This is a genomic window from Streptomyces sp. NPDC048057 (assembly GCF_040653095.1).
Classification (GTDB): domain Bacteria; phylum Actinomycetota; class Actinomycetes; order Streptomycetales; family Streptomycetaceae; genus Streptomyces.
The window spans coordinates 47,439-71,757 of sequence record NZ_JBEZNF010000014.1 but is presented as its reverse complement, the minus strand read 5'-3'; the positions used below and the strand labels follow the sequence as shown (position 1 = coordinate 71,757).

At 71.6% G+C, this 24,319-nt stretch carries 20 protein-coding genes; 9 read left to right on the top strand and 11 right to left on the bottom strand.

The window, feature by feature from the left end; translation table 11 throughout:
• Positions 1 to 16 precede the first annotated feature (16 nt).
• Genes AB0E05_RS18145 through ssd form a run of 4 tightly spaced genes read right to left on the bottom strand, consistent with a single transcriptional unit; the run spans position 17 to position 3,883 of the window.
• Positions 17 to 784 (bottom strand): type II secretion system F family protein, encoded by a 768-nt coding sequence (locus tag AB0E05_RS18145; protein ID WP_361964456.1) that lies wholly within the window; start codon positions 782 to 784, stop codon positions 17 to 19.
• Complete coding sequence (locus AB0E05_RS18140; protein ID WP_361964454.1) at positions 781 to 1,641, bottom strand: type II secretion system F family protein; 861 nt, start codon at positions 1,639 to 1,641, stop codon at positions 781 to 783. The genes AB0E05_RS18145 and AB0E05_RS18140 overlap by 4 nt, the downstream gene beginning before the upstream one ends.
• A complete protein-coding gene (locus AB0E05_RS18135; RefSeq protein ID WP_361964452.1) occupies positions 1,638 to 2,786 on the bottom strand; it encodes a TadA family conjugal transfer-associated ATPase in 1,149 nt (382 codons plus the stop codon). Before AB0E05_RS18135 ends, AB0E05_RS18140 begins: the two co-directional genes overlap by 4 nt.
• Positions 2,783 to 3,883 carry a septum site-determining protein Ssd gene (ssd, locus tag AB0E05_RS18130; protein WP_361964449.1) on the bottom strand — a complete coding sequence of 367 codons (1,101 nt, stop codon included), beginning with the start codon at positions 3,881 to 3,883 and terminating at the stop codon, positions 2,783 to 2,785. The genes AB0E05_RS18135 and ssd overlap by 4 nt, the downstream gene beginning before the upstream one ends.
• 466 nt (positions 3,884 to 4,349) lie before the next feature.
• Between ssd and AB0E05_RS18125 the strand changes: the two genes are divergently transcribed.
• Positions 4,350 to 5,255: an HAD-IB family hydrolase gene (locus tag AB0E05_RS18125; protein ID WP_361964447.1), complete on the top strand. Its 906-nt coding sequence runs from the start codon at positions 4,350 to 4,352 to the stop codon at positions 5,253 to 5,255.
• A 360-nt stretch (positions 5,256 to 5,615) separates the two neighbouring features.
• Here AB0E05_RS18125 and AB0E05_RS18120 read toward each other — a convergent pair whose 3' ends face one another.
• Complete coding sequence (locus AB0E05_RS18120) at positions 5,616 to 6,455, bottom strand: oxidoreductase (protein ID WP_361964445.1); 840 nt, start codon at positions 6,453 to 6,455, stop codon at positions 5,616 to 5,618.
• Between the two features lie 102 nt (positions 6,456 to 6,557).
• Between AB0E05_RS18120 and AB0E05_RS18115 the strand changes: the two genes are divergently transcribed.
• Positions 6,558 to 7,553: an ATP-binding protein gene (locus tag AB0E05_RS18115; RefSeq protein ID WP_361964443.1), complete on the top strand. Its 996-nt coding sequence runs from the start codon at positions 6,558 to 6,560 to the stop codon at positions 7,551 to 7,553.
• A 196-nt stretch (positions 7,554 to 7,749) separates the two neighbouring features.
• Here AB0E05_RS18115 and AB0E05_RS18110 read toward each other — a convergent pair whose 3' ends face one another.
• Positions 7,750 to 9,132 carry a hypothetical protein gene (locus tag AB0E05_RS18110; protein ID WP_361964441.1) on the bottom strand — a complete coding sequence of 461 codons (1,383 nt, stop codon included), beginning with the start codon at positions 9,130 to 9,132 and terminating at the stop codon, positions 7,750 to 7,752.
• 284 nt (positions 9,133 to 9,416) lie between these two features.
• Between AB0E05_RS18110 and AB0E05_RS18105 the strand changes: the two genes are divergently transcribed.
• The 6 genes from AB0E05_RS18105 (at position 9,417) to AB0E05_RS18080 (ending at position 17,825) form a co-directional block, all read left to right on the top strand.
• Positions 9,417 to 11,960 (top strand): SulP family inorganic anion transporter, encoded by a 2,544-nt coding sequence (locus AB0E05_RS18105; protein ID WP_361964439.1) that lies wholly within the window; start codon positions 9,417 to 9,419, stop codon positions 11,958 to 11,960.
• Between the two features lie 319 nt (positions 11,961 to 12,279).
• Positions 12,280 to 14,235: an acetate--CoA ligase gene (acs, locus tag AB0E05_RS18100; protein ID WP_361964437.1), complete on the top strand. Its 1,956-nt coding sequence runs from the start codon at positions 12,280 to 12,282 to the stop codon at positions 14,233 to 14,235.
• Positions 14,236 to 14,555: 320 nt separating this feature from the next.
• A complete protein-coding gene (nhaA, locus tag AB0E05_RS18095; RefSeq protein WP_361964435.1) occupies positions 14,556 to 15,986 on the top strand; it encodes a Na+/H+ antiporter NhaA in 1,431 nt (476 codons plus the stop codon).
• A 61-nt stretch (positions 15,987 to 16,047) separates the two neighbouring features.
• Positions 16,048 to 16,515 (top strand): phage holin family protein, encoded by a 468-nt coding sequence (locus tag AB0E05_RS18090; protein WP_361964433.1) that lies wholly within the window; start codon positions 16,048 to 16,050, stop codon positions 16,513 to 16,515.
• 82 nt (positions 16,516 to 16,597) lie between these two features.
• Positions 16,598 to 17,527: an alpha/beta hydrolase gene (locus tag AB0E05_RS18085; protein WP_361964431.1), complete on the top strand. Its 930-nt coding sequence runs from the start codon at positions 16,598 to 16,600 to the stop codon at positions 17,525 to 17,527.
• 109 nt (positions 17,528 to 17,636) lie between these two features.
• A complete protein-coding gene (locus AB0E05_RS18080) occupies positions 17,637 to 17,825 on the top strand; it encodes a hypothetical protein (protein ID WP_361542695.1) in 189 nt (62 codons plus the stop codon).
• Between the two features lie 43 nt (positions 17,826 to 17,868).
• On the opposite strand, the gene AB0E05_RS18075 is transcribed toward AB0E05_RS18080, so the two are convergent.
• The 3 genes from AB0E05_RS18075 to nth form a co-directional block, all read right to left on the bottom strand.
• Entirely contained in the window at positions 17,869 to 19,068 is a 1,200-nt protein-coding gene (locus AB0E05_RS18075) for a MarP family serine protease (protein ID WP_361964428.1), read from the bottom strand.
• A 148-nt stretch (positions 19,069 to 19,216) separates the two neighbouring features.
• Positions 19,217 to 20,071 (bottom strand): CoA pyrophosphatase, encoded by an 855-nt coding sequence (locus AB0E05_RS18070; RefSeq protein WP_361964426.1) that lies wholly within the window; start codon positions 20,069 to 20,071, stop codon positions 19,217 to 19,219.
• A gap of 71 nt (positions 20,072 to 20,142) precedes the next feature.
• Positions 20,143 to 21,093 carry an endonuclease III gene (gene nth / locus AB0E05_RS18065; RefSeq protein WP_361964714.1) on the bottom strand — a complete coding sequence of 317 codons (951 nt, stop codon included), beginning with the start codon at positions 21,091 to 21,093 and terminating at the stop codon, positions 20,143 to 20,145.
• A 538-nt stretch (positions 21,094 to 21,631) separates the two neighbouring features.
• Here nth and AB0E05_RS18060 point away from each other — a divergent pair.
• Positions 21,632 to 22,306, top strand: coding sequence for a Crp/Fnr family transcriptional regulator (locus tag AB0E05_RS18060; RefSeq protein WP_006347667.1), 675 nt, complete (start codon positions 21,632 to 21,634; stop codon positions 22,304 to 22,306).
• A gap of 110 nt (positions 22,307 to 22,416) precedes the next feature.
• Here the strand turns inward: AB0E05_RS18060 and AB0E05_RS18055 are convergent, their stop codons facing one another.
• Positions 22,417 to 23,247 (bottom strand): MBL fold metallo-hydrolase, encoded by an 831-nt coding sequence (locus AB0E05_RS18055; protein ID WP_361964424.1) that lies wholly within the window; start codon positions 23,245 to 23,247, stop codon positions 22,417 to 22,419.
• On the bottom strand, positions 23,244 to 24,104 hold the full coding sequence (locus AB0E05_RS18050) for an NUDIX hydrolase (RefSeq protein WP_361964422.1): 861 nt from the start codon (positions 24,102 to 24,104) through the stop codon (positions 23,244 to 23,246). Before AB0E05_RS18050 ends, AB0E05_RS18055 begins: the two co-directional genes overlap by 4 nt.
• Positions 24,105 to 24,319: the final 215 nt, after the last annotated feature.

Genomic DNA, 24,319 nt, shown 5'->3' with positions numbered 1-24,319 from the left:
GTGGACGGGAGCGGGGTCAGCCGCGGTTCAGAAGGCCGGTGGCCAGGCCGAGGACGACCGGGGCCACGCCGACCACCAGGAACGCGGGCAGGAAGCACAGCCCCACCGGCGCGGTGATCAGGACCTGGGCCTTGCGGGCACCGGCGACCGCCGTTCGGGTGCGCGCGGCACGGAGTCGGTGCGCCAGCCGGGAGATCGACTCCGCGGCGGGGGCGCCGGTGGAGTCCGCCCGCGCCAAGCAGCGGGCCAGCTCCGTCGCGCCCGGGACGGTGGCGAACCCACCCCACGCCTGGGACGGTTCGCCGCCGAGCCGGAGCTCGGCCGCCGTCCGTATCAGCCGCTCGCCGACCGGCCCGGGCAGGGACTCCCCGACCGCTGCCGCCGCCTCGCGCGGCCCCGCCCCCGCCGAGGCACAGGCCGCCAACAGATCGGCGGCGAGCGGAAGCTGGCGGCCCGCCACGGCGTCGCGCTCGGGAACTTCGGCCGTCACGCGGGTGCGTTGCCAGCGGTGCACGGCTCCGGCGGCTACCAGCCCGATGACACAGCCGAGCGCTCCGTCCACGAGGACGTACCCCAGGAGCAGCGCCCCCAGCGGCGGGGCCCAGCGCCCGGCCAACGACCGGTGGGGAAGCCGCGGGCGGCGTCGGACGGGCGCCTCCTTCCGCAGTTCCTCGATGCGCAGCCGCGCCCGGCGCTCCCTCCGGTGGGCGACGAGGAGGGCGAGGGCATGGGCGGCCAACAGGAGCGGGACGGCCACGGAACACAGGCGCACCGTGCTGCTCACGGCTGCCCCTTCCGCGCGCCCCGCACGATCCGGGCGGCCCAACAGATCCCGGCCGTCTCCAGCGCGGCGCCACCCAGGAGGCACAACAGGCCCGCGGGGGTGTGCAGCAGGACGCGTAAGGGATCGGCTCCGACGGCTGTGCCGATACCCAGGGCCGCGACCGGCAGGAGAGCCAGCAGGACGGCCGTGGAGCGCGCGCCGGCCAGTTGGGCGCGCAGATCCTCCTCCTGCTCCCGTTCGGCCCGCAGAGCGGCTTCCAGGCGGTCCAGGCCGGCCGCCAGGCCCGCTCCTCCGTCGACGGCCACGCTCCAGCAGGCTGCGACGCCGGCAAGTCCTTCCGCGCCCGGCTCCCCGGCCGCGTACCGCAGGGCGGCCGGGACGTCGCCCCCGAAGCGGGCCGCGGCCACGACCGCCGGCTCGGCCTCCCCCAGCGCCCGACCCGCTCCCGCGGCATGCACCAGCGCCTGCCCCGGCTGGAGACCTGCCCGCAACTCCGCGGCCACCGAGCCGCACAGGGCGATGACCTCGTCGGCACGGCGGTCCCGCGCCTGTGCCTCAGCGCGCCCACGCAGCCGCCGACGCACCAATGGGATCGCCACCGCGCCCGCGACCAGCGGCAGCAGGGACCGGCCGACGACCGCGAGCAGCACCGCCACCGGGACGCACCACCACTCCCGCCCCACCCGGGCCACCAGCCCAAGTCGCCGCCACGACCACCTCGGCGGCGTCTTCGCGGCACCGCCGCCGGCGAGCACCAGCCGCGCCCGCGCCGCGGCCCGGCTTCGACCGTCCGCCAGCAGCAGGGCTGCCGCCCCCGCGCACAGGGCCGCCGCGTGCGCCGGCTCCAGGGCCCTCATGACCCGTCCCCGATCAGCGACCGCAGCCGTGCCCAACCCCGCTCCTGGGTGAAGGCGTCCTTGCTGCGGCGCAGCGCGGGCACGGTCACCACGAACCCGGCCCGGTCGCGCTCCAGGACGTGCACCTCGGCGATGCGCCGCCGGCCGTCCCGGTCCCGGGCGAGATGAATCACCATCGCGAGGGCCGCGGCCAACTGGCTGTGGAGGGCAGCGCGGTCAAGCCCGGCGGCGGTCCCGAGGGCTTCGAGCCGGGCCGGGACGTCCGCCGCGGCGTTCGCATGGACCGTGCCGCAGCCGCCGTCGTGCCCGGTGTTGAGCGCTGCCAGCATGTCCGCGACCTCCTCGCCACGGACCTCGCCGACGACGAGCCGGTCCGGGCGCATTCGCAGCGCCTGGCGCACCAGGTCCCGCAGGGTGACCCGGCCGGCGCCTTCCTGATTGGGCGGGCGGGACTCCAGGCGCACCACGTGCGGATGGTCGGGCCTCAGCTCCGAGGAGTCCTCCGCCACGACGATCCGTTCGTGCTGCCCCACGAGGCCGAGCAGTGTCGACAGGAGGGTCGTCTTGCCGGTCCCGGTGCCGCCGCTGATCAGGAACGACAGCCGGGCGTCGACCAGGGCCCGCAGGATCCGGTCCCCGCCGGGCGGCACGGTGCCCGCCGCGACCAGTTCCGCGACGGAGAACGCCCGGGGCCGCACCACCCGCAGCGACAGGAAGGTCGAGTCGACGGCCACCGGAGGGATCACGGCGTGCATCCGGGTGCCGTCGGGCAGTCGGGCGTCGACCCACGGCCGGGCGTCGTCCAGCCGTCGGCCGGCCACCGCGGCGAGACGCTGGGCCAGTCGGCGCACCGATCCCTTGTCGGCGAAGGTGACGTCGGACAGCTCCAGACCTCGCCCCCGGTCCACCCACACCCGGTCGGGCGACGACACCAGCACGTCCGTCACATCGGGGTCGGCCAGCAGCGGCTCCAGGGGGCCGGTGCCCACCAGCTCGCACCGCAGGGACTCCGTGCCGCCGAGGACCTCCGCATCGCCCAGCAGCCGCTCCTGCGCCCGCAGGGCGACCGCGACCCGGGCCGGGGTCGGGTCCGCCCCGCTCTCCGCGAGGCGCCGTCGCACGGCTTCCAGCAGTCCCGTGCTCATGAGACCGCGTCCTCTGCCAGCGCACGGTCCCAGAAGGCGGTGCAGAAGCGGGCGAGGGGGCCGGCCGTGCCACCCGGGGGCGCTCCGGCGTCCAAGACGTACGGAAGCCCGGCCTCCCAGGGCAGCTCACCGGCGAGGGGCAGCCCGAGGGAGGTCGCGATCCACTGCTCGTCGAGCCCGGTGGCGTACGGACCGCGGGTGATCACCCGCAGGTCCTTGAGGATCATCCCGGCCAGCGAGGCGACCCGGTTGGCCGCGGCGACCGCGCGCAGCTCGCCGGGGACGACCAGCAGCCCGAGGTCCAGCTGGGCCAGCACCTCCACCGCGCCCTCGTCGAAGCGGCGCGGCAGATCGACCACGACCACTCCACCGCGGCGACGGGCCGCGGCCAGCACGGACTTCATGGCCGGCGGCGGGACCACAACGGAGTCACCGCGGTCCCAGCTGAGGACCCGGAGCCGGTGCAGCTCCGGCAGGGACTCCTCCAGGGCGCCCCCGGCCACCCGCCCCTTGGAACCGACGAAATCCGGCCACCGCCGTCCTTCGGCGCGCTCGCCACCGAGCAGCACGTCGATGCCTCCGCCGAGGGGATCGCCGTCGACGAGCATGGTGCGCCGGCCGCCCCGCGCGGCGGTGACGGCGAGGGCGCAGGCCAAGGTGGACGCGCCCGCACCGCCCCGCCCGCCGATGACTCCGACGGTCAGCGCCTGCTCCCCGACCCCTTCGACCACGTCGGCGATGCGGTCGACGAGCCAGCCCTCCGCATCGGGCAGGCGCAGCACGGAATCGGCCCCGATCTCGACCGCGTACCGCCACACGGCGGGGTCGTCCTGCTCCCGGCCGACGAGCAGCACCCCGCGCCGGCGCGTGGCACCCCGGCAGTGCACCGCCGCGTCGTCGCCGACGAGGACGAGGGGAGCGGCCTCCCAGCTTCCCCGGCGCTCGGGCATCCGGTGGTGCACGTCCGGCTCGGCTCCGGCGGCGGCGCACAGCCGCAGCAGATCGTCGAGCAGCTCCATGTCCTCGGTGACGATCAGAGGGCCGTCCCGCCGCCCTTCGAGGACCGGGTCCCGGTGCGATGTGATAGATCCAGCCACGATGTCCACCCCTTGATTGCTGCGACCCGCTTCGATAGCGAGATCGGTGATTCCAGACGCCGCGAACTACGCGGGTGGATTCACCGTGCAGCACCCCCGAAAATCGTGTGGATCATGCCGAAAAACTGTGGACAACTCACCACTTGTGAATATCTCGGTCCCCCATACCAGTGACTCCCGCTACGCACCCCTTCCGCTACGCACGGTGACGATGCAGAGTGGCATCGAGCGGTCGCGGATCGAAGTCGCTCGGGAGGGGGAGGGCGAAGTGGATCTCGACACGGGGCGGAACACCCGCCCGGACATGCGACGACCCCCGCCGGGGGGGAGAGCGGGGGTCGTCTCTCCGGCCGGCTCGGGGGGGGAGGAGCCGGTCCGGGTTAGCACGGTCGCGAACGATCCGTGACTTCCATGGTGTACCCGAGAGCCTTCTCAGGCAAACCCACACGCCCGAGCAGTACGCCGAATGGCGGGCACCTATGCTCAACTCGTGGAAAACCACTCCTTGCCTCGCACAGCCGCGTTCTTTGACCTGGACAAGACGGTCATTGCGAAGTCTTCGACGCTGACCTTCAGCAAGTCCTTCTACCAAGGCGGCCTGATCAACCGGCGGGCCGTGCTGCGGACCGCCTATGCCCAGTTCGTCTTTCTCGCGGGCGGCGCCGACCACGACCAGATGGAGAGGATGCGCGAGTACCTCTCGGCCCTGTGCAAGGGCTGGAACGTCCAGCAGGTGAAGGAGATCGTCGCCGAGACCCTTCACGACTTGATCGACCCCATCATCTACGACGAGGCGGCCTCCCTCATCGAGGAGCACCACACCGCCGGCCGCGACGTCGTCATCGTGTCCACCTCGGGCGCCGAGGTCGTCGAGCCGATCGGCGAGCTGCTGGGGGCCGACCGGGTCGTCGCGACCCGGATGGTGGTCGGCGACGACGGCTGCTTCACCGGCGAAGTGGAGTACTACGCCTACGGCCCGACGAAGGCGGAGGCCATCCGCGAACTCGCCGAGTCGGAGGGATACGACCTCTCCCGCTGTTACGCCTACAGCGACTCCGTCACCGACGTTCCGATGCTGGAGTCCGTCGGCCACCCCTATGCGGTGAATCCGGACCGGGGGCTGCGCCGGGAAGCGACCGCTCGGGACTGGCCGATTCTGGTCTTCAATCGACCGGTCCGACTCAAGCAGCGGTTGCCCGCGTTCTCCATGCCGCCGCGCCCCGCGCTGGTGGCGGCAGCCGCGGTGGGCGCCGCGGCGGCGACCGCCGGGCTCGTCTGGTACGCCAGCCGCCGCAGGAGCGCGGCCCAGGCAGCCGCGGCCCAAGTAATCACCCAGTCCACCCAAGCCCTCGACCGGTTTGCCCGTATTTGAAGTCAAAAGTAAAGAAGTGTGGCGAGGGGTTCCGCTTCACCCCGCGCTGGAGTACAAAGGATTCAACGGCCCGCGAGACCAAGGACATCCGAAAGGATCACCTCAACACGCATGAAGGCCCCACGGACCGAGCATGAAAACCGGGCACCCACGCGACGTCGACCCGTCGAATACGGGCCAGCCGCACCAGGCGAGGGCAGCAGTACCCGGCCTGATGGGCACATCATCGAGGACGCTTGGTAACTCGGCGGACATGCCAGCGGCGGTACCAGAACCGGTACCGCCGCAACCTTGTTCCGGGCAGGAATTCCCGAGTGCCGCGTATGCGCCCCCGAAGGGGACCCGTAAGCGAAGGAGCCGTCAGGCGGCACCGCGCTGGAGCGCCTCGCAGACCGCCGTCGACTCGCGCGCACCCAGTTCCACCGAGCGTCCGCAGTACGCGATCCAGGCCGCCATGCCCTCCGACGTCCCCGACAGATAGCCGTCGAAGGCGGTGACGTACGCGTCCGCCCCCTGCTCCGCGTGCCCGACCTCGGCCGGGCAGATGGCCTTGGGGTCCAGCCCGCTGCCGATCAGCACGATCCGTTCGGCGGCCCGCGCCACCAGGCCGTTGGACGAGCCGAAGGGCCGCAGCGCGAGCAGTTCGCCGTGCACGACAGCCGCGCTCACCAGCGCCGGGGCCGAAGTGCCGGCCACGATCAGCTCCGCCAGCCCCTCCAGTCGACCGTTGACCTCGTCGGCGTCCGGCAGCGGAGCGTCGATCAGGGGCTCGTCGACCGATTCGCCCGCCAGCCGCGGACGGCCCACGGTCTCGTCGGCCGCGCCCCCGCTGGCCGCGACCAGGTGCAGCCGGGCCAACACCCGCAGCGGCGACTGCCGCCACACGGACAGCAGTTGCCCCGCCTCGGCGGTCAGCCGCAGGGCCGCACCGACCGCGAGGGCCTGCGGGTCCGCACCGAAGTCGGTGCGCCTGCGGACCTCCTCCAGCGCCCAGTCGGCGCCGGCGAGGGCGGCCGAGCCGCGCGCCCCGCGCAGCGCCGCCTCCGACGTGACCTCGTTGCTGCGCCGCCGCATGATCCGGTGCCCGTAGACCCGGTCGATCGACGTGCGCACGGCACCCACGGAACCGGCGACGCCCGACAGCGCACCGAGGGCCGCCAGCGGGTCGGTCGAGGAGGCGGGCATGGCATTCGTGCTCATAGACATGGAGGCTACGCGCCCACGGCGCACGCCCCTCCTTCGAGTGGTCTTCCCCATACAGCTTGACAACAACAGGCAACCGTGCGGCTACCCTAGGTGAACATGAAGATCGCTTTCGTAGGGAAGGGCGGCAGCGGGAAGACCACGCTGTCCTCGCTCTTCATCCGCCATCTGGCCGCTGGCGAGTCCGCCGTCATCGCGGTGGACGCGGACATCAATCAGCACCTGGCCGCAGCGCTGGGGCTCGATGACGAACAGGCCGCCGCGCTACCCGCGATGGGCGCGCACCTGCCATTGATCAAGGACCATCTGCGGGGCGCCAACCCCCGGATCACCTCGGTCGAAACCATGATCAAGACCACACCTCCCGGCGAGGGTTCACGACTGCTGCGCGTGCGCGAGGACAACCCCGTCTACGACGCCTGCGCCCGTACGGTCCGGCTCGACGGCGGAGAGGTCCGACTGATGGCGACCGGCCCCTTCACCGAGTCGGACCTGGGCGTGGCCTGCTACCACTCCAAGGTCGGCGCGGTGGAGCTGTGTCTGAACCACCTGGTCGACGGGGCGGACGAGTACGTCGTGGTGGACATGACCGCGGGCTCGGACTCGTTCGCCTCCGGGATGTTCACCCGGTTCGACATGACGTTCCTGGTGGCCGAGCCGACGCGCAAGGGGGTCTCCGTGTACCGCCAGTACAAGGAGTACGCACGGGACTTCGGAGTCGCGCTGAAGGTCGTCGGCAACAAGGTCCAGGGTCAGGACGACCTCGACTTCCTGCGCTCCGAGGTCGGGGACGACCTGCTCGTGACGTTCGGGCACTCCGACTGGGTGCGTGCGATGGAGAAGGGGCGCCCGCAGCGCTTCGACCTGCTGGAGGCGGACAACCGCGCGTCCCTGGAGGTCCTGGAGCGCACCGCCGCGGCGATGTACGCGCAGCGCGACTGGGCCCGCTACACCAGTCAGATGGTGCACTTCCACCTGAAGAACGCGGAGAGTTGGGGGAACGCGAAGACGGGCGCCGACCTGGCGGCCCAGGTCGACCCCGCCTTCGTCCTCGGAGAACAGGCGGTGGGCGCGGGCTCGCCGCTGCCGGCCTGACCGCGGATGTGGTGCCAGGGGCCACGGGCCCGCCGAACGGATCGGCGGGCCCGGCGCCCCCACGACCGAAGCCCTCACACCCCAAGCCCTCACGGCCGAAGCGACCGCCGCCTTCCGTACCAATGTCTTCGACCGGGGGCGCCCCGACCGACGGCGCCCCGACCGACGACCTCGGTGCCGGGGCGCCCCGCGATCATCACGCGCCGCCGCTCCCGTCCCCGCCCTCGTCCTCACGTACCGCTGCTTCGCTTCCCCCGGCTGCCGCGTCGCCGTCCGCCGGGCCCTCCCCGCTCCCGCCCGCCTTCGCGTCCTGCGCCGGACCGGCCGCTGCGCCGCCCGTTCCGGCGGGGCTCGCCTTCGAACCCGCCGGCTGCGCGGCCAAGAAAGCCGGCCACCCCTCCGCCGGCGCCTCGCCGACCTTGAGGTTCCGCAGCTTCGCGACCACCTTCGGGTCCTGCGCGTCGAGCCAGTCGACGAGCTGCTTGAAGGACAGGCACTGCACGTCCTTCTTCACGCACACGGTGGCGATGGTGTCCTCGATGGCGCGCATGTACGTGCCGCCGTTCCAGGACTCGAAGTGGTTGCCGATGATCAGCGGGGCGCGGTTGCCGTTGTACGCACGGTCGAACGCCTGGACGAGGCCGTCGCGCATCTGCCGGCCCCAGTACTCGTGCTGGGCGGGGTCGCCCTTGACCGTCCCGGACTGGTTGACCATGAAGTTGTAGTCCATGGACAGGGTCTCGAAGCCGCGCCCGGGGAAGGGCACCATCTGGAGGCCGAGGTCCCAGACGCCCAGCTCCTTCTCCGGCCAGATCTGGTCGTTGATGCCGCTGGTGTCGTAGCGGAAGCCCAGCTCGCTGGCGGCCTTCACGAAGTTCTTGCGGCCCTCAAGGCAGGGGGTGCGGGCGCCGATGAGTTCCTTGTCGTAGTCGAAGGGGAGCGCCTCGACATCGCTGAGGCCGGAGTTCGTCTTCCAGTTCTTCACGAACGCCTTGGCCTGTTTGATCTCGCTCTTCCACTCCTCCACCGACCACGTGTCGCCGCCCCCTTCCGGGCCGCAGAAGTGCCCGTTGAAGTGGGTGCCGACCTCATTGCCCTCAAGCCAGGCGCCGCGCAGCTCCCGCACGGTGTCCTTGATGCCCTGGACGTCATTGAAACCGATGTCGGAACGTCCCGCGTCATGCTTCGGCGGTAGATAGAGGGAACCTTTCTCCTCAGGCAGGAGATACACCCCGCTCAGGAAGTACGTCATCGTCATGTCGTACTTCCTGCCGACGTCGCGGAAGTGGGAGAAGAGTTTCTGACTGTCCTCGCCAGCACCGTCCCACGAGAACACGACGAATTGCGGCGGCTTCTGCCCGGGCTTCAACCGCTTGGGCTTGAGCTGCTTGGGCTGGGCCCCGGTGAACGAGGTCGAGCCGTCGCCGATCATCCGTGGGGCGGCCTTGGGCGCGGGGCCCTCCTTGGCCGGTGGCGTCTTCTCCTTGTCGCCCTGACCCACGAGGGAGCAGCCGGCCAGCCCTGCGATCAGCGCGGTGGCCGCCGCGCCCGCGGCGGCCCTCTGTGTGACGGCCTTCATCCCGCCCACCTCTTTCATATGACTTTGTGTTTTTATGACTGGCTCTAACCGAGTCGACAAAGTCGCACCGAGGCGCCGACAAAGAGGGCGTGACGGGCCGCACTAACCCCACTAATCACCGGAACGGGTGAAAGATTGACCTATCTGCCTTGCCCCCTCGCCAAGGCTCTTTACCCTCCATTACGATCAATTTACTGAGCGTTGAATATCCCGCCACTGAATGCCGTGACTCACGGCCGCGCCCCCACATTCCGCGACCGCGCTGCCCGGAGGAGACGGGAACCATGCCTGCTTGCGTCCCCGCCAGCACCGACCCCCCGCCCGGGGGCCCCCGCAAGTACCGCGCCACCTTCAAGAACCGCTTCACGATCGCCGGAGCGGACCTGTCGGCGTCCATCTCGGTGTTCCTGATCGCGCTGCCGCTCTCCCTCGGCATCGCGCTCGCCACCGGCGCGCCCCTCCAGGCCGGGTTGGTCGCCGCCGCCGTCGGCGGGATCGTGGCCGGTAGGTTCGGCGGCTCACCGCTCCAGGTGGCCGGTCCGGCAGCTGGCCTCACCGTGGTCACCGCCGACCTGATCCATCAGTACGGATGGCGGATGACCTGTGCCATCACCGTTCTCGCCGGCCTGGCCCAACTGGGCCTCGCAGCCCTAAGGGTGGCCCGCTCGGCCCTCGCGGTCAGCCCTTCGATCGTGCACGGCATGCTCGCCGGCATCGGCGTCACGATCGCCCTGGCGCAGTTCCACATCGTGCTCGGCGGCACCCCGGAGAGCTCCGCGCTCGGCAATGTCCTCGCGCTCCCTGACCAGTTGGCCGACCTGCACACCGACGCCGTCACGGTCAGCGCGCTCACCATCGCGGTCCTGCTGCTCTGGCCGCGCATCCCGGGACGGGCGGGACGCATCGCCCGTACGGTCCCCGCGGCGCTCGTCGCCGTGTCCGGGGCGACCGCGCTCGGCATGGTCGCCGGGCTGCGCCTGCCGCGCGTCGACCTGCCCTCCTGGAGCAGCCACGCCCTTCCACAACTGCCCGAGGGGCCGGTGCTGGGCCTCGTCGCCGCCGTCGTCACGATCACGCTGGTCACCAGCGTGCAGTCGCTGCTCTCGGCCGTCGCCGTCGACAAACTCCTGGCCAAGCGGACGCAGACGGCTCAGGGCGCGTCCCAAGCGCACGTCCCCCGGTCGAACCTGGACCGCGAACTGGCCGGCCAGGGCGCGGCGAACATCGTCTCCGGGGCACTCGGCGGGCTGCCGGTCGCCGGGGTCGCGGTGCGGACCGTGGCCAATGTGTCCGCGGGAGCGGTCAGCCGGCGCTCCACCATGCTGCACGGCCTGTGGATCGTCCTCGCAGCCCTGCTGCTGGTGCCCGTGCTCGACCTGATCCCGCTGGCCGCGCTCGCCGCGCTGGTGATGGTGGTCGGCGTCCAGATGGTCAGCATCACCCATCTGCGGGCCGTCAGGCGGAACCGCGAAATGCTGGTCTACGTGGTGACGTTGGCGTCCGTCGTCGCCGCCGGGGTGCTGGAGGGCGTTGCCGTCGGGATCGCGGTGGCGGTGGCGGTTTCGCTGCACCGGCTGACCCGCACCCGGATCACCGAGGACGCCTGCGATGACGTTCACCGGATCAGCGTGCGAGGCCAGTTGACCTTCCTCGCCGTGCCGCGACTGACCCGGGCCCTTGGCCAGGTGCCCCGAGGTGCCGACTGCGTGGTCGAGTTGGACGGCTCCTTCATGGACCACGCCGCGCACGAAGCGCTGCACGACTGGCAGACGTCCCACAAGGCCCGCGGCGGGACGGTGGAGTTCACCGGCCGGGCCGGCGGCCGGATCAGCGAACCCGCCGTCGAGAGCGACGGGTGCTGCCGCCCCTGGACCCCCTGGCGCAACCACCACTGCGACGACATCCCGCAGCCCGCCACGGCCGGGCGCGGGCTCGCGGACGGCATCGGCTCCTTCCAGCGCAACACGGCTCCGCTGGTGCGCGGCGAGTTGGCGCGGCTGGCCCGGGAGGGGCAGCGGCCCTCCCAGCTCTTCCTCACCTGTACGGACTCCCGGCTGGTCACCAGCATGATCACGGCGAGCGGCCCGGGCGACCTCTTCACCGTGCGCAACATGGGGAACCTGGTCCCGCTGCCGGGCGACGAGAGCGGGGACGACTCCGTGGCCGCCGCGATCGAGTACGCCGTCGACGTGTTGGGCGTGGACTCCATCACCGTGTGCGGGCACTCGGGCTGTAGCGCCATGCAGACGCTGATGGGCGCGGCGCACGACGGCGCGCGGACGCCGCTCCAGCGGTGGCTGCGCCACGGGCAGCCCAGCGTGGCGCGGTTGGCGCGCGGTGACAGCTCCGTGGCCCGACTCTCGGGCCAGTTGCCCGGTGACGAGGTGGAGCAGCTGTGTCTGACCAACGTGGTCCAGCAGCTCGACCACCTGCGCGCCCACGAGTCGGTGTCGCGTCGGCTCGCCGAGGGCACCTTGCGGCTGCACGGCATGTACTTCCACGTCGGCGAGGCCCAGGCGTATCTGTTGGCAAAGGGCGACGACGGGGCGTTCGCACCGGTCTTCGACCGAGTGGCGCCTTCCGGCTCCCCACTGGTGCCCGTCCAGGCATCGGCGCAGACCCGAGCGCAAACAGGAGGACAGACCCGCGTGCCGGCCCGAGCCCAGATGCGCGTACAGACCCGCGTGCAGGCGCTCGTACGCGCATCAGCGCAGACCCCGTCACAGGTGCCAGCACAGGCGCAAGCGCAGACACCGCCACCGACCTCGGCACCGGCGCCGGACCGGGAGTCCGCGCAGACATCCGCGCGGACATGGATACGGAACTGACCGCAGCCGCCCCGGGGCTCCCCCGGCCCGGCCGCGAAAATTGCGTCTCCCGCAGTTGAACCGACCGGCGCTCGCATCCGTGGAAGGGTGTGGTGCCTCCTCTCCGCCGCCCGGAGAGGAGGCACCACACGACACGCCGGACGCACACCGGAGGATCCCGCGCGCGCCCGAGCCCACACCGGGTAAAAGCCTGGACAGGTCTAAACCATTTGTCGGAAGGCTCTTGTCACCCGGCTCTTCGGCTGATGAGCTATGGCCCGGGCCACAGAGCCCCCGGGACACAGAGCCATTTGAGGACGCCCTGGGAAAGGGAGATGTCGTGAGCAACGAAAGCCTGGCCAACCTGCTGCGTGAAGAGCGGCGGTTCGCACCGCCGGCCGCGCTCAGCGCGGACGCCAACGTCACGGCTGAGGCGTACGAGCAGGCCAAGGCAGACCGGCTCGGCTTCTGGGCCGAGCAGGCGCGAAGGCTCACCTGGGCCACCGAGCCGACCGAGACCCTCGACTGGAGCAACCCGCCCTTCGCGAAGTGGTTCGCCGACGGCAAGCTCAACGTGGCGTACAACTGCGTCGACCGCCACGTCGAGGCGGGCCACGGCGACCGGGTCGCCATCCACTTCGAGGGCGAGCCCGGCGACAGCCGCTCGATCACGTACGCCCAGCTCAAGGACGAGGTGTCCCGCGCGGCGAACGCCCTGACCGAACTCGGCGTCCGCAAGGGCGACCGGGTCGCGGTCTATCTGCCGATGATCCCCGAGGCCGCCGTGGCGATGCTGGCCTGCGCCCGCATCGGCGCCGCGCACTCCGTGGTCTTCGGCGGTTTCTCGGCCGACGCGGTCGCCTCCCGCATCCAGGACGCCGACGCCAAGGTCGTCATCACCGCCGACGGCGGCTACCGCCGCGGCAAGCCGAGCGCGCTCAAGCCCGCCATCGACGAGGCCGTCACCAAGTGCCCGCAGGTGGAGCACGTGCTGGTGGTACGGCGTACGGGCGAGGAGACGGCGTTCACCGAGGGCCGCGACGTGTGGTGGCACGACGTCGTGGACCGCCAGTCCGCCGAGCACGCGCCCGAGGCGTTCGACGCCGAGCACCCGCTCTTCATCCTCTACACCTCCGGCACCACCGGAAAGCCGAAGGGCATCCTGCACACCTCCGGCGGCTACCTCACCCAGGCCGCGTACACCCACCACGCCGTCTTCGACCTCAAGCCGGAGACCGACGTCTACTGGTGCACCGCGGACATCGGCTGGGTGACCGGCCACTCGTACATCGTGTACGGCCCGCTCGCCAACGGCGCCACCCAGGTGATGTACGAGGGCACCCCGGACACGCCCCACCAGGGCCGGTTCTGGGAGATCGTGCAGAAGTACGGCGTGACGATCCTGTACACCGCGCCGACCGCGATCCGCACGTTCATGAAGTGGGGCGACGACATCCCCGCCAAGTTCGACCTCTCCAGCCTGCGCGTGCTCGGCTCGGTCGGCGAGCCGATCAACCCCGAGGCGTGGATCTGGTACCGCGAGCACATCGGCGGCGGCCGGGCGCCCATCGTGGACACCTGGTGGCAGACCGAGACCGGGGCGATGATGATCTCGCCGCTGCCGGGCGTCACGGAGACCAAGCCCGGCTCCGCGCAGCGCGCGCTGCCCGGCATCTCGGCCACCGTCGTGGACGACGATGCCAACGAGGTCCCGAACGGCGGTGGCGGCTACCTCGTCCTCACCGAGCCGTGGCCCTCGATGCTGCGCACCATCTGGGGCGACGACCAGCGCTTCATCGACACGTACTGGTCCCGCTTCGAGGGCAAGTACTTCGCGGGTGACGGCGCGAAGAAGGACGACGACGGCGACATCTGGCTGCTCGGCCGCGTCGATGACGTCATGCTCGTCTCCGGCCACAACATCTCGACCACCGAGGTCGAGTCGGCGCTGGTCTCCCACCCGAAGGTCGCCGAGGCGGCGGTCGTCGGTGCTGCCGACGAGACGACCGGTCAGGCCATCGTCGCCTTCGTGATCCTCCGCGGCACCGCGACGGAGGACGAGAACCTGGTCTCCGAGCTGCGCAACCACGTCGGCGCCACCCTCGGCCCGATCGCCAAGCCGAAGCGGATCCTGCCGGTGGCGGAGCTGCCGAAGACCCGCTCCGGCAAGATCATGCGGCGGCTGCTGCGCGACGTCGCCGAGAACCGTCAGGTCGGAGACGTGACGACGCTCAGCGACTCGTCGGTGATGGACCTCATCCAGTCCAAGCTGCCCAGCTCGCCCTCCGAGGACTGAGGGGGCTGAGAGGACTGATCGGCACCGCGGTACGCCTCCGGCACCGCGGTACGCCGTCCCAGTGACGGGCGGTCGCCCGCGCCACAGCCGCGCGGGCGACCGCCCGTCACTGCTGTTCCGCCCCTCCGAAACCCCGCCAGTACCCCTCCGACGTGCGAAAACTCCTCGAAGATCTAGAGTGGGAAGCACGCCGGATGCGCCCTTGCGCCCGTTGGGTAGAGTAAGGACTGCGTCAAGAACGCGACAAATACCTGAGGTGCGCCGGGAAGTCTGGTCGGCATGTGCTTTGTCCTGCCCGACTGACCGGAGGTCTTCCGACCATGCCCGCCGCAGCGCCCACCCCCACCCCGCCCCGTAAGTTCCTCGGACGTCTCTCGCTGCCCGAGCGCACCTTCGTGGTGAACGCGCTGCGCACCGAGACCGTCGGCGGCGTACTGCTCCTGCTGGCCGCGATAGCCGCGCTGATCTGGGCGAACACCCCGCTGGGCGACAGCTACGAGTCGGTGCGCAGCTTCCACATAGGCCCGGAGTCCCTCGGTCTCGACCTCTCCATCCAGCACTGGGCGGCCGACGGACTCCTCGCCATCTTCTTCTTCGTCGCCGGCATCGAGCTCAAGCGCGAACTCGTCGCCGGTGAGCTGCGTGACCCCAAGGCCGCCGTGCTCCCCGTCGTCGCCGCGATCTGCGGCATGGCGGTCCCCGCGCTCGTGTACTTCGTCACCGCCTCCGTGGGCGGCGGTGACACCAAGGGCTGGGCCGTCCCGACCGCCACGGACATCGCGTTCGCCCTCGCCGTCCTCGCGGTCATCGGCACCTCGCTGCCGTCCGCACTCCGCGCGTTCCTGCTCACCCTCGCCGTCGTCGACGACCTCTTCGCCATCCTCATCATCGCGGTCTTCTTCACCAGCGACCTCGACTTCGCGGCCCTGGGCGGTGCCGTGATCGGCCTCGCGGTCTTCTGGGTGCTGCTGCGCAAGGGCGTCCGCGGCTGGTACGTGTACGTCCCCCTCGCCCTGGTCATCTGGGGCCTGATGTACAACAGCGGCGTGCACGCCACCATCGCCGGCGTCGCCATGGGCCTGATGCTGCGCTGCACCCGCCGCGAGGGCGAGGAGCACTCCCCCGGTGAGCACGTCGAGCACCTGGTCCGCCCCGTCTCCGCCGGCCTCGCCGTGCCGCTGTTCGCGCTCTTCTCCGCCGGAGTCCTCGTCTCCGGTTCGTCGATCGGCCGGGTCTTCACCCAGCCCGAGACGCTGGGCGTGGTCCTCGGCCTGGTGCTCGGCAAGGCGGTCGGCGTCTTCGGCGGCACCTGGCTCGCGGCCCGCTTCACCCGCGCGGAGCTGAACGAGGACCTCGCCTGGCCCGACGTCTTCGCCGTCGCCACGCTCGCCGGCATCGGCTTCACGGTCTCCCTCCTCATCGGCGAACTCGCCTTCGCCGGCGACCCGGCGCTCACCGACGAGGTGAAGGCCGCGGTGCTGATCGGCTCGTTGATAGCGGCGGTGATGGCGGCGGTCCTGCTCAAGCTGCGCGTACGCAAGTACCAGGCGCTGTACGAGGCGGAGGAGCGCGACGAGGACCAGGACGGCATCCCCGACGTGTACGAGGAGGGCGACCCCGCGTACCACGCGCGCATGGCGGAGATCTACGAGAAGAAGGCGGCCGAGCACCGGCGCCTGGCGGAGGAGGCCGCACTCCTCGACGGCACGGGCGCAGGGGCACCGCGCACGGGCAGCGACCGTCCGGCATGATGCAGGTGGGCGCCGTACGGAGGGGGCGTCCCGGAAGCCGCAGGAGAGAGAGGGAGCAGCGATGAGCGACCCCGGCAGCAGTGCCGAGCGCAGCATCGGACAGCTGGTCGCCACGGCGACCGCCGAGATGTCCGCACTGGTGCACGACGAGATCGCCCTGGCGAAGGCGGAACTGCGACAGGACGTCAAGCGGGGTGCCACCGGTGCGATCGCGATCAGCATCGCGGGCGTGTTCCTGCTCTTCTCGCTGCCGGTGTTCAGCTTCGCGGCGGCGTACGGCATCCACAACCTGGGGCTCGGCCTGGCCTGGTCGTTCCTGATCGTGGGCGGCGCGTTCGTGCTGCTCGCCGTGGTGCTGGCGCTGCTGGCCGTCGCCAAGTTCAAGAAGGTCAAGCCGCCGGAGAAGTCCATCGCTTCGGCCAAGCAGACGGCGGCCGTGCTCCAGAACGTCAAGCCGCACCCCCGGCCGGAGCTGGACCGGAAGCCGGCGCTGCCGGCGGCAACGGAGCGCGAGCTCAGCCGGCGCTGAATCGGGTGTCGAACCGGCCCCGGGTCGGCGTCGCGCCCTTGTCGACGCCGCGTCGGGCGCCCCGGTGTGGCACGCTCGGGGCATGACGGCCCCTGACTCCGGTCCCGGCAGCCCCGTGCGCATCGACGGCCCCTGGACCCATCGCCACGTGGCGGCCAACGGCGCGCGCTTCCACATCGCGGAGATGGGCGACGGGCCGCTGGTGTTGCTGCTGCACGGCTTCCCGCAGTTCTGGTGGGCCTGGCGGCACCAACTGCCGGCGCTCGCCGACGCCGGTTTCCGTGCGGTGGCGATGGACCTGCGGGGCGTCGGCGGCAGCGACCGCACGCCCCGCGGCTACGACCCGGCGAACCTGGCGCTCGACATCACGGGCGTGGTGCGCTCCCTCGGGGAGCCGGACGCGGCGCTCGTCGGGCACGACCTGGGCGGCTACTTGGCGTGGACGGCCGCGGTGATGCGGCCGAAGCTGGTGCGCCGGCTGGCCGTCGTCTCGATGCCGCACCCGCGGCGGTGGCGCTCGGCGATGCTCTCGGACTTCGCGCAGACCCGCGCCGGCTCGTACGTGTGGGGCTTCCAGCGCCCCTGGCTGCCGGAGCGTCGGCTCGTCGCGGACGACGGGGCGCTGGTGGGCGAGTTGATCAGCAGTTGGTCGGGGCCGAAGCCGCCGGACGACGCGGTGCTGGACACCTACCGCCGGGCGATGTGCATCCCGTCGACCGCGCACTGCTCGATCGAGCCGTACCGGTGGATGGTGCGTTCGCTGGCGCGCCCCGACGGGATCCAGTTCAACCGCCGCATGAAGCGGCCGGTGCGGGTCCCGACGCTCCATCTGCACGGCTCGCTCGACCCGGCGATGCGCACGCGCAGCGCCGCGGGCTCGGGTGAGTACGTGGAGGCGCCGTACCGCTGGCGGCTCTTCGACGGCCTCGGGCACTTCCCGCACGAGGAGGACCCGATGGCGTTCTCCGCGGAGTTGGTCAACTGGTTGAAGGACCCCGAGCCGGACCGGTGACGCACAGATGTGCGTCGAACGGCCAATTGCCTGATGCATAGGACAATTGACCGCGATTGACCGCACCCAAAGCGGTTACCGACCTTGGGGCCCGGGCAGACGTCCCGGTATGGGCTGGACGTACGACTACGGTGACGCCGCACGCAACCGCCGCCCGGCCGGTGGGCCGGGCTCTCCCGACGGTGACGGTCCGCAGGGCCGGACCCATCAGCACGGGGCGCAGGACATGGGGATTCCCCGGATCCTGCGGCGCCGGGCGCGGTGGATGTCCGCCCGGCTGCGGCATCCGCGCGACTGACCGCGCCCCGGGGCGGAGGCCGTGAGGCCCCGCCCCGGGGCCCTCAGAGCGCGCAGCTGTCCGTGTCGACCTGACGGTTCGCCGTACGGCCCGCCGAGATGTCGTCGGCGATCTCGTCCACGGTCAGGGCGTAGCCGGTGTTCTTGTCGTCGAGCGAGCGGGCGAAGATCACTCCGTACACCTCGCCCTCGGGCGTGAGCAGCGGTCCGCCCGAGTTCCCCTGGCGGACCATCGTGTACAGCGAGTAGACGTCGCGGCGGACCGTGTCGCGGCGGTAGATGTCGGGTCCGTTGGCGTCGATGCGGCCCCGGACGCGCGCGGAGCGGACGTCGTACGCGCCGTTCTCCGGGAAGCCGGCGACGATCGCGCTGTCCCCGGTGCGGGCGTCGGCGTCGGCGAACTTCAACGGCTTGGCGTTCAGCCCGGGCACCTCCAGGACGGCGACGTCCCGGCGCCAGTCGTAGAGGACGACCTCGGCGTCGTACAGCCTGCCCTCACCGCCTATTTGGACGGTCGGCTCGTCGACGCCGCCCACGACGTGCGCGTTCGTCATCACGCGGCCCTTGGCGAAGACGAAGCCGGTGCCTTCGAGGACCTTGCCGCAGCTGTTGGCCGTGCCGACGACCTTGACGATGGACTTCTTCGCGGCTGCGGCCACCGGGCTGCCGACGAGTGTCGGGTCGGGCGCTGCGACGTCGTTGATCGGTTCGTTGGAGAAGGGGCTGAAGACCTGCGGGAAGCCGTTCTGCGCGAGGACGTTGGAGAAGTCGTCGAAGACGGTCGACGCCTGCTCGGGCATCACGCGGGACACCCCCAGCAGCACTTTGGAGCTGCGGACCTCCTTGCCGAGGGTGGGCAGGGTGGTGCCGGCGAGCGCGGAGCCGATCAGCCAGGCGACCAGCAGCATCGCGACCACGTTGACCAGCGCGCCGCCGGTGGCGTCCAGGGCGCGCGCCGGGGTCCAGGTGATGTGCCGGCGGAGTCTGCTGCCGAGGTGGGTGGTGAACGCCTGGCCGATCGAGGCGCAGACGATGACCACGACGACGAAGGCGACGATGGCGCCGGTGGACACCTGCGACTCGTCCGTCAGTTCGTCCCAGAGGATCGGGAGCAGATAGACCGCCAGCAGACCGCCGCCCAGGAAGCCGATCACCGACAGGATGCCGACGACGAAGCCCTGTCGGTAGCCGACGATCGCGAACCACACGGCCGCGAGCAGCAACAGGATGTCGAGCACGTTCACCGTCGTTTGCCTCGCAGTCGCAGTGGGGGTCCCGGCTTCGGCCCCGGAAGCGCGATCCGGCCGTACGGGGAGTCGGTGGCGGCGGTCACGACGCCGGGCGGCGCGCCGTGGCGGGGCACGGCGGGCGCTCCGGAGCAGGGCCAGCCTGTCATGCGTGACGGTCCAGCGGGACCTGCCGGGTGTGGTCCCAGGGCCGCTCCCAGCCGGCGAAGTGGAGGATGCGGTCGATCACTCCGGCGGTGAAACCCCAGACCAGGACGGATTCCACCAGGAAGGCGGGGCCGTTGTGGCCGAGGGGGTGGACGGCGGTGGCGCGGTTGGCCGGGTCCGTGAGATCGGCCACGGGGACGGTGAAGACGCGGGCGGTCTCGGCGGGGTCGACCGCGCCGACGGGGCTGGGGGTGCGCCACCAGCCCAGCACGGGCGTCACGACGTAGCGACTGACCGGGATGTAGAGCCGGGGGAGGGCGCCGAAGAGCTGGACGCCGGCGGGGTCGAGTCCGGTCTCCTCCTGGGCCTCCCGCAGGGCGGCGCGCAGGGGTCCGGTGGTGTTCGGGTCGCCGTCCTCGGGGTCGAGCGCGCCGCCGGGGAAGGCGGGCTGTCCCGCGTGCGAGCGCAGGCTGCCGGCGCGCTCCATGAGCAGCAGCTCGGGCCCGGTGGCGCCTTCGCCGAAGAGGATCAGCACGGCGGACTGCCGGCCGCTGCCGCCCTCGGGCGGGAGGAAGCGGCTGAGCTGGCGTCCCTGGACGGTGTCCAGCACCTTCACGACGGGGTCGAGCCAGGACGGCAGGCCCGCGGTGGAGAGCGTCACCTCGGGGCTCGGCGGGCCGCCGGGGGCCGGGGGCGGGAGCGGGCCCGCGGGGACTCCCGTGGGCGCCGCCGGGTACGTCCCCGGGGGCGTCCCGCCGCTGGGAGCGCGTCCCGACGCGTCCGCGTCGTACGCCTGACCGTCGTGCACATCGGCCTCGCAGAGCCTGCTGGATGTCTCTTCACCTGCGCGCATGGCACCCCCTCGTCCGACAACGCACCGGGGTGCTCAGATCGTTCCGCCGATGATCAGGCGGCCCCGGTGGCTCAGGCGGCCCCCAGAGGCGGGGCGGGGCGGCCCGGGTAGTCCGCGGGCGGGTTCAGCCGCTGCCCGGGCTGGCCCCCCATCTCGTACTTCAGGAGCTTCTTCGCCTTCTCCGGGTCCGTCTCGCCCTCGCCGTACGACGGGCAGAGGTGGGTGATGGGGCAGGCGCCGCAGGCGGGCTTGCGGGCGTGGCAGATCCGGCGGCCGTGGAAGATCACCCGGTGGGAGAGCATGGTCCACTCCGACTTCGGGAAGATCGCGGCGATCTCCGCCTCGACCTTCTCCGGGTCCTCCTGCTCGGTCCACTTCCAGCGGCGGACGAGCCGGCCGAAGTGGGTGTCGACGGTGATGCCGGGGACTCCGAAGGCGTTGCCGAGGACGACGAAGGCCGTCTTGCGGCCGACTCCGGGCAGCTTCACCAGGTCCTCCAGCCGGCCGGGGACCTCACCGCCGAAGTCGTCGCGCAGCGCGGCGGAGAGGCCGAGCAGGGACTTGGTCTTGGCCCGGAAGAAGCCGGTGGGACGGATGACCTCCTCCATCTCCTCGGGCACGGCGGCGGCCATGTCCTCGGGGGTGGGGTACTTCGAGAAGAGTGCGGGGGTGGTCTGGTTCACCCTCAGGTCGGTCGTCTGGGCAGACAGGACCGTGGCCACCAGCAGCTCGAAGGGGTTGCGGAAGTCCAGCTCCGGGTGGGCGTACGAATAGACGTCCGCGAGTTCCCGGTTGATGCGGCGGGCGCGGCGGACCATGGCGAGCCGTGACTCGGGCTTGGCGGACTTGACGGTCCTGGCCCGCTGGACCGTCGCGGCTTTCGTGGCCGGCTTCGTGGCCTTCGCCGCAGCCTTCTTCACCGTCGCCTTCTTCGTCGTCGCCTTCTTCGCCGTCGCCTTCTTCACCGGTGCGACCTTCGCCGTCCCGGCCGGCTTCACTGCGGCCCGCCTGGTCGGTTTCATCTGCTTGGTCGACTTTGCGGCCTGCTGGGTCGTGACGCTCTCCTGCGTCCGCTTGGCGCCCGTCGGAGCCTTCACCTCTGCCACGACCTCCCCCGTCACCGACTCCTCGGAACCCTTCGCGCCCCTCCGCTTTCCGGCCACGACCGAGCCCGCCACACTGCCGGAATTTTCGACATGTGCGACATTTCGGGCACTCGCGGGAGCGTGTTCGCCCACAGCGGAATTCTGCTTACCGGACACTCTTTCGGCCCCCTCGGCCTGCGTTCTCACCGGCGAATTGGACACCCGGCCAGCCTACGGTCCACCACTGACATCCGCCCCGGTCACCGCTGATCCGGACCCAATCGGGCCCCTCACGCACGAACACGCGCTTCGGTGCGTCAAACTTGTTGTGATTGATCGCACGAATATTTACTTGCCAGGTCCGACGCAGCGAAGCTGTCCTTCGCGTCTCGTGCGCGGTGTCCCCGGACGGGCACTGTACGGTCCGGCATCATGGGGGCCACGGTCCCTGAGCAGGTCGACAAGGAGAGAACTCGTGGACGACGTTCTGCGGCGCGCCCCGCTCTTCGCGGCGCTCGATGACGAGCAGGCGGCGGAGCTGCGCGGCTCGATGAGTGAGGTGACGCTCGCCCGGGGTGACGCGCTCTTTCACGAGGGCGACCCCGGCGACCGCCTCTACGTGGTCACCGAGGGCAAGGTCAAACTGCACCGCACATCCCCCGACGGCCGCGAGAACATGCTCGCGGTGCTCGGCCCCGGCGAGCTGATCGGCGAGCTGTCCCTCTTCGACCCGGGCCCGCGCACCGCCACCGCGACCGCGCTGACCGAGGTCAAGCTCCTCGGCCTGGGCCACGGCGACCTCCAGCCGTGGCTGAACGCCCGGCCCGAGGTGGCATCGGCGCTGCTGCGCGCCGTCGCCCGTCGGCTGCGCAAGACCAACGACCAGATGTCCGACCTGGTCTTCTCCGACGTGCCGGGCCGGGTCGCCCGCGCCCTGCTCGACCTGTCGCGCCGCTTCGGCGTGCAGTCGGACGAGGGCATCCACGTCGTCCACGACCTCACCCAGGAGGAGCTGGCCCAGCTGGTCGGCGCCTCCCGCGAGACGGTGAACAAGGCCCTGGCGGACTTCGCACAGCGCGGCTGGCTGCGGCTGGAGGCGCGTGCGGTGATCCTGCTGGACGTGGAGCGGCTGGCGAAGCGCTCGCGCTGAGCCCCCTCGCATAGCGGCGTCCTGCGTCGAGACGTACGGAAGGGCGCCCCGGAGAACGATCCGGGGCGCCCTTCCGCGTACGTACGGCCCGTCCCCGAGGCAGGCCGGGGTCAGATCAGCCCGTGGTCGCTCAGGTACTCCAACTGCGCCCGTACGGACAGCTCCGCCGCCGGCCACAACGACCGGTCGACGTCCGCGTACACCTGGGCGACCACCTCCGGCGCCGAGCGGTAGCCGTTCTCAACCGCCGTCTCCACCTGGGCCAGCCGGTGGGCGCGGTGCGCCAGGTAGTACTCGACGGCGCCCTGCGCGTCCTCCAGGACGGGCCCGTGACCGGGCAGGACGGTGTGGACCCCGTCGTCGACCGTGAGCGAGCGCAGCCGCCGCAGCGAGTCCAGGTAGTCGCCGAGCCGGCCGTCGGGGTGGGCGACGACCGTGGTGCCGCGTCCCAGGACGGTGTCGCCGGTCAGGACGGCGGCGTCCGCGGGCAGGTGGAAGGAGAGCGAGTCCGAGGTGTGCCCGGGGGTGGGCACCACCCGTAGCTCCAACCCGCCGACGGCGATGGTCTCGCCCGCTTCGAGCCCTTCCTCGCCGAGCCGCAGCGCGGGGTCGAGGGCTCGCACCTTGGTGCGGGTCAGTTCGGCGAACCGGCCGGCGCCTTCGGCGTGGTCCGGATGGCCGTGAGTGAGCAGGGTGAGGGCGATCCGCTGGCCGGCCTGCTCGGCGGTGCTGATGACCCGGCGCAGATGGGCGTCGTCCAACGGGCCGGGGTCGACCACGACCGCCAGGTCGGAGTCCGGTTCGGCGAGGATCCAGGTGTTCGTGCCGTCCAGGGTCATCGCGGACGGGTTGGGCGCGAGGACGTTGACCGCGCGGGCGGTGGCGGGTCCGGAGTGGACGCCTCCGCGCGGTTGGCCCGGAAGGGCCGCGGCGTCGGTCATCGGGTCCCCCCGGTGGGGATGCGTTTGGTGAATTCATCGTGTCCAGGCCAGCTCAGCACCAGGGTGCCCTGGTCCAGCCGCGCCTCGGCCAGGACGGGCGTCAGGTCCTGCTCGTGGGCCGCGGCGAGCGCGGCGGCGGCCGTCTCGTACCCGCTCAGGGCCCGCAGGGTGGCGATGGTCGGCGGCATCATCAACAGTTCGCCCCGGTCGTAGCCGGCCGCCGCGTCGGCGGGTCTGATCCACACCGTGCGGTCGGCTTCGGTGGAGTCGTTGCGGGTGGACTGGCCACTGGGGAGGGCCGCGACGAAGAACCAGGTGTCGTAGCGGCGGGGTTCGAACTCGGGGGTGATCCAGCGGGCCCAGGCGCCCAGCAGGTCCGAGCGCAGGACGAGCCCGTGCCGTTCCAGGAAGTCCGCGAAGGCCGCGTCGCCGTCGACCAGCGCCTGTCGATCGCTCTCCCAGTCGCCGTCCGCCGCTCCCACGACCGTGTCGGGGGTGAGACCGGCGAGCAGGACGCCGGACTCCTCGTACGTCTCCCGGACCGCCGCACAGATGATGGCCCGGGCTGACGCCTCGTCCACGCCGAGGCGTTCGGCCCACTCGGCGGGCGAGGGACCGGCCCACCGGACCGGTCCGGAGTCGCGGGCGTCCACCTTGCCGCCGGGATAGGCGTACGCACCGCCGGCGAAGACCATGGAGGCGCGGCGGCGCAGCATGTGCACGGTGGGGCCGTCCTGCGCATCGCGCAGCAGCATGACGGTTGCGGCGCGCTTCGGCGGCGCGGGGGTCAGTTCACCGGCTGCGAGCGCACGGATCCGGTCGGGCCACTCCGGGGGATACCACTGACCTTGGGACATGGCCGGATGCTATGCGCATCCAGCGGGATGTTCGAGAGTGCCGGATCACAGTGCCGCGGTCGAATGCGGTGTTTCACGTGGAACGAAGGTGGCCCCTACATCGGCTTGACCGGCTGCGCCTGCGCGACCGAGACCGGGGCCGCGCAGCCCGACCCCAGCCCTTCGGGCAGCGAGAGCACGGATTGCCGCAGACGCACGAGGCCCCGTGCCTGCCG

What these genes read in the sequence shown, in the direction of transcription:
- AB0E05_RS18140 (WP_361964454.1), bottom strand. Translation starts at nt 1,641, where the DNA reads ATGAGGGCCCTGGAGCCGGCGCACGCGGCGGCCCTGTGCGCGGGGGCG.
- AB0E05_RS18135 (WP_361964452.1), bottom strand. Translation starts at nt 2,786, where the DNA reads ATGAGCACGGGACTGCTGGAAGCCGTGCGACGGCGCCTCGCGGAGAGC.
- AB0E05_RS18125 (WP_361964447.1), top strand. Translation starts at nt 4,350, where the DNA reads ATGGCGGGCACCTATGCTCAACTCGTGGAAAACCACTCCTTGCCTCGC.
- AB0E05_RS18120 (WP_361964445.1), bottom strand. Translation starts at nt 6,455, where the DNA reads ATGAGCACGAATGCCATGCCCGCCTCCTCGACCGACCCGCTGGCGGCC.
- AB0E05_RS18115 (WP_361964443.1), top strand. Translation starts at nt 6,558, where the DNA reads ATGAAGATCGCTTTCGTAGGGAAGGGCGGCAGCGGGAAGACCACGCTG.
- AB0E05_RS18110 (WP_361964441.1), bottom strand. Translation starts at nt 9,132, where the DNA reads ATGAAGGCCGTCACACAGAGGGCCGCCGCGGGCGCGGCGGCCACCGCG.
- AB0E05_RS18105 (WP_361964439.1), top strand. Translation starts at nt 9,417, where the DNA reads ATGCCTGCTTGCGTCCCCGCCAGCACCGACCCCCCGCCCGGGGGCCCC.
- nhaA (WP_361964435.1), top strand. Translation starts at nt 14,556, where the DNA reads ATGCCCGCCGCAGCGCCCACCCCCACCCCGCCCCGTAAGTTCCTCGGA.
- AB0E05_RS18090 (WP_361964433.1), top strand. Translation starts at nt 16,048, where the DNA reads ATGAGCGACCCCGGCAGCAGTGCCGAGCGCAGCATCGGACAGCTGGTC.
- AB0E05_RS18085 (WP_361964431.1), top strand. Translation starts at nt 16,598, where the DNA reads ATGACGGCCCCTGACTCCGGTCCCGGCAGCCCCGTGCGCATCGACGGC.
- AB0E05_RS18080 (WP_361542695.1), top strand. Translation starts at nt 17,637, where the DNA reads ATGGGCTGGACGTACGACTACGGTGACGCCGCACGCAACCGCCGCCCG.
- AB0E05_RS18070 (WP_361964426.1), bottom strand. Translation starts at nt 20,071, where the DNA reads ATGCGCGCAGGTGAAGAGACATCCAGCAGGCTCTGCGAGGCCGATGTG.
- nth (WP_361964714.1), bottom strand. Translation starts at nt 21,093, where the DNA reads ATGAAACCGACCAGGCGGGCCGCAGTGAAGCCGGCCGGGACGGCGAAG.
- AB0E05_RS18055 (WP_361964424.1), bottom strand. Translation starts at nt 23,247, where the DNA reads ATGACCGACGCCGCGGCCCTTCCGGGCCAACCGCGCGGAGGCGTCCAC.
- AB0E05_RS18050 (WP_361964422.1), bottom strand. Translation starts at nt 24,104, where the DNA reads ATGTCCCAAGGTCAGTGGTATCCCCCGGAGTGGCCCGACCGGATCCGT.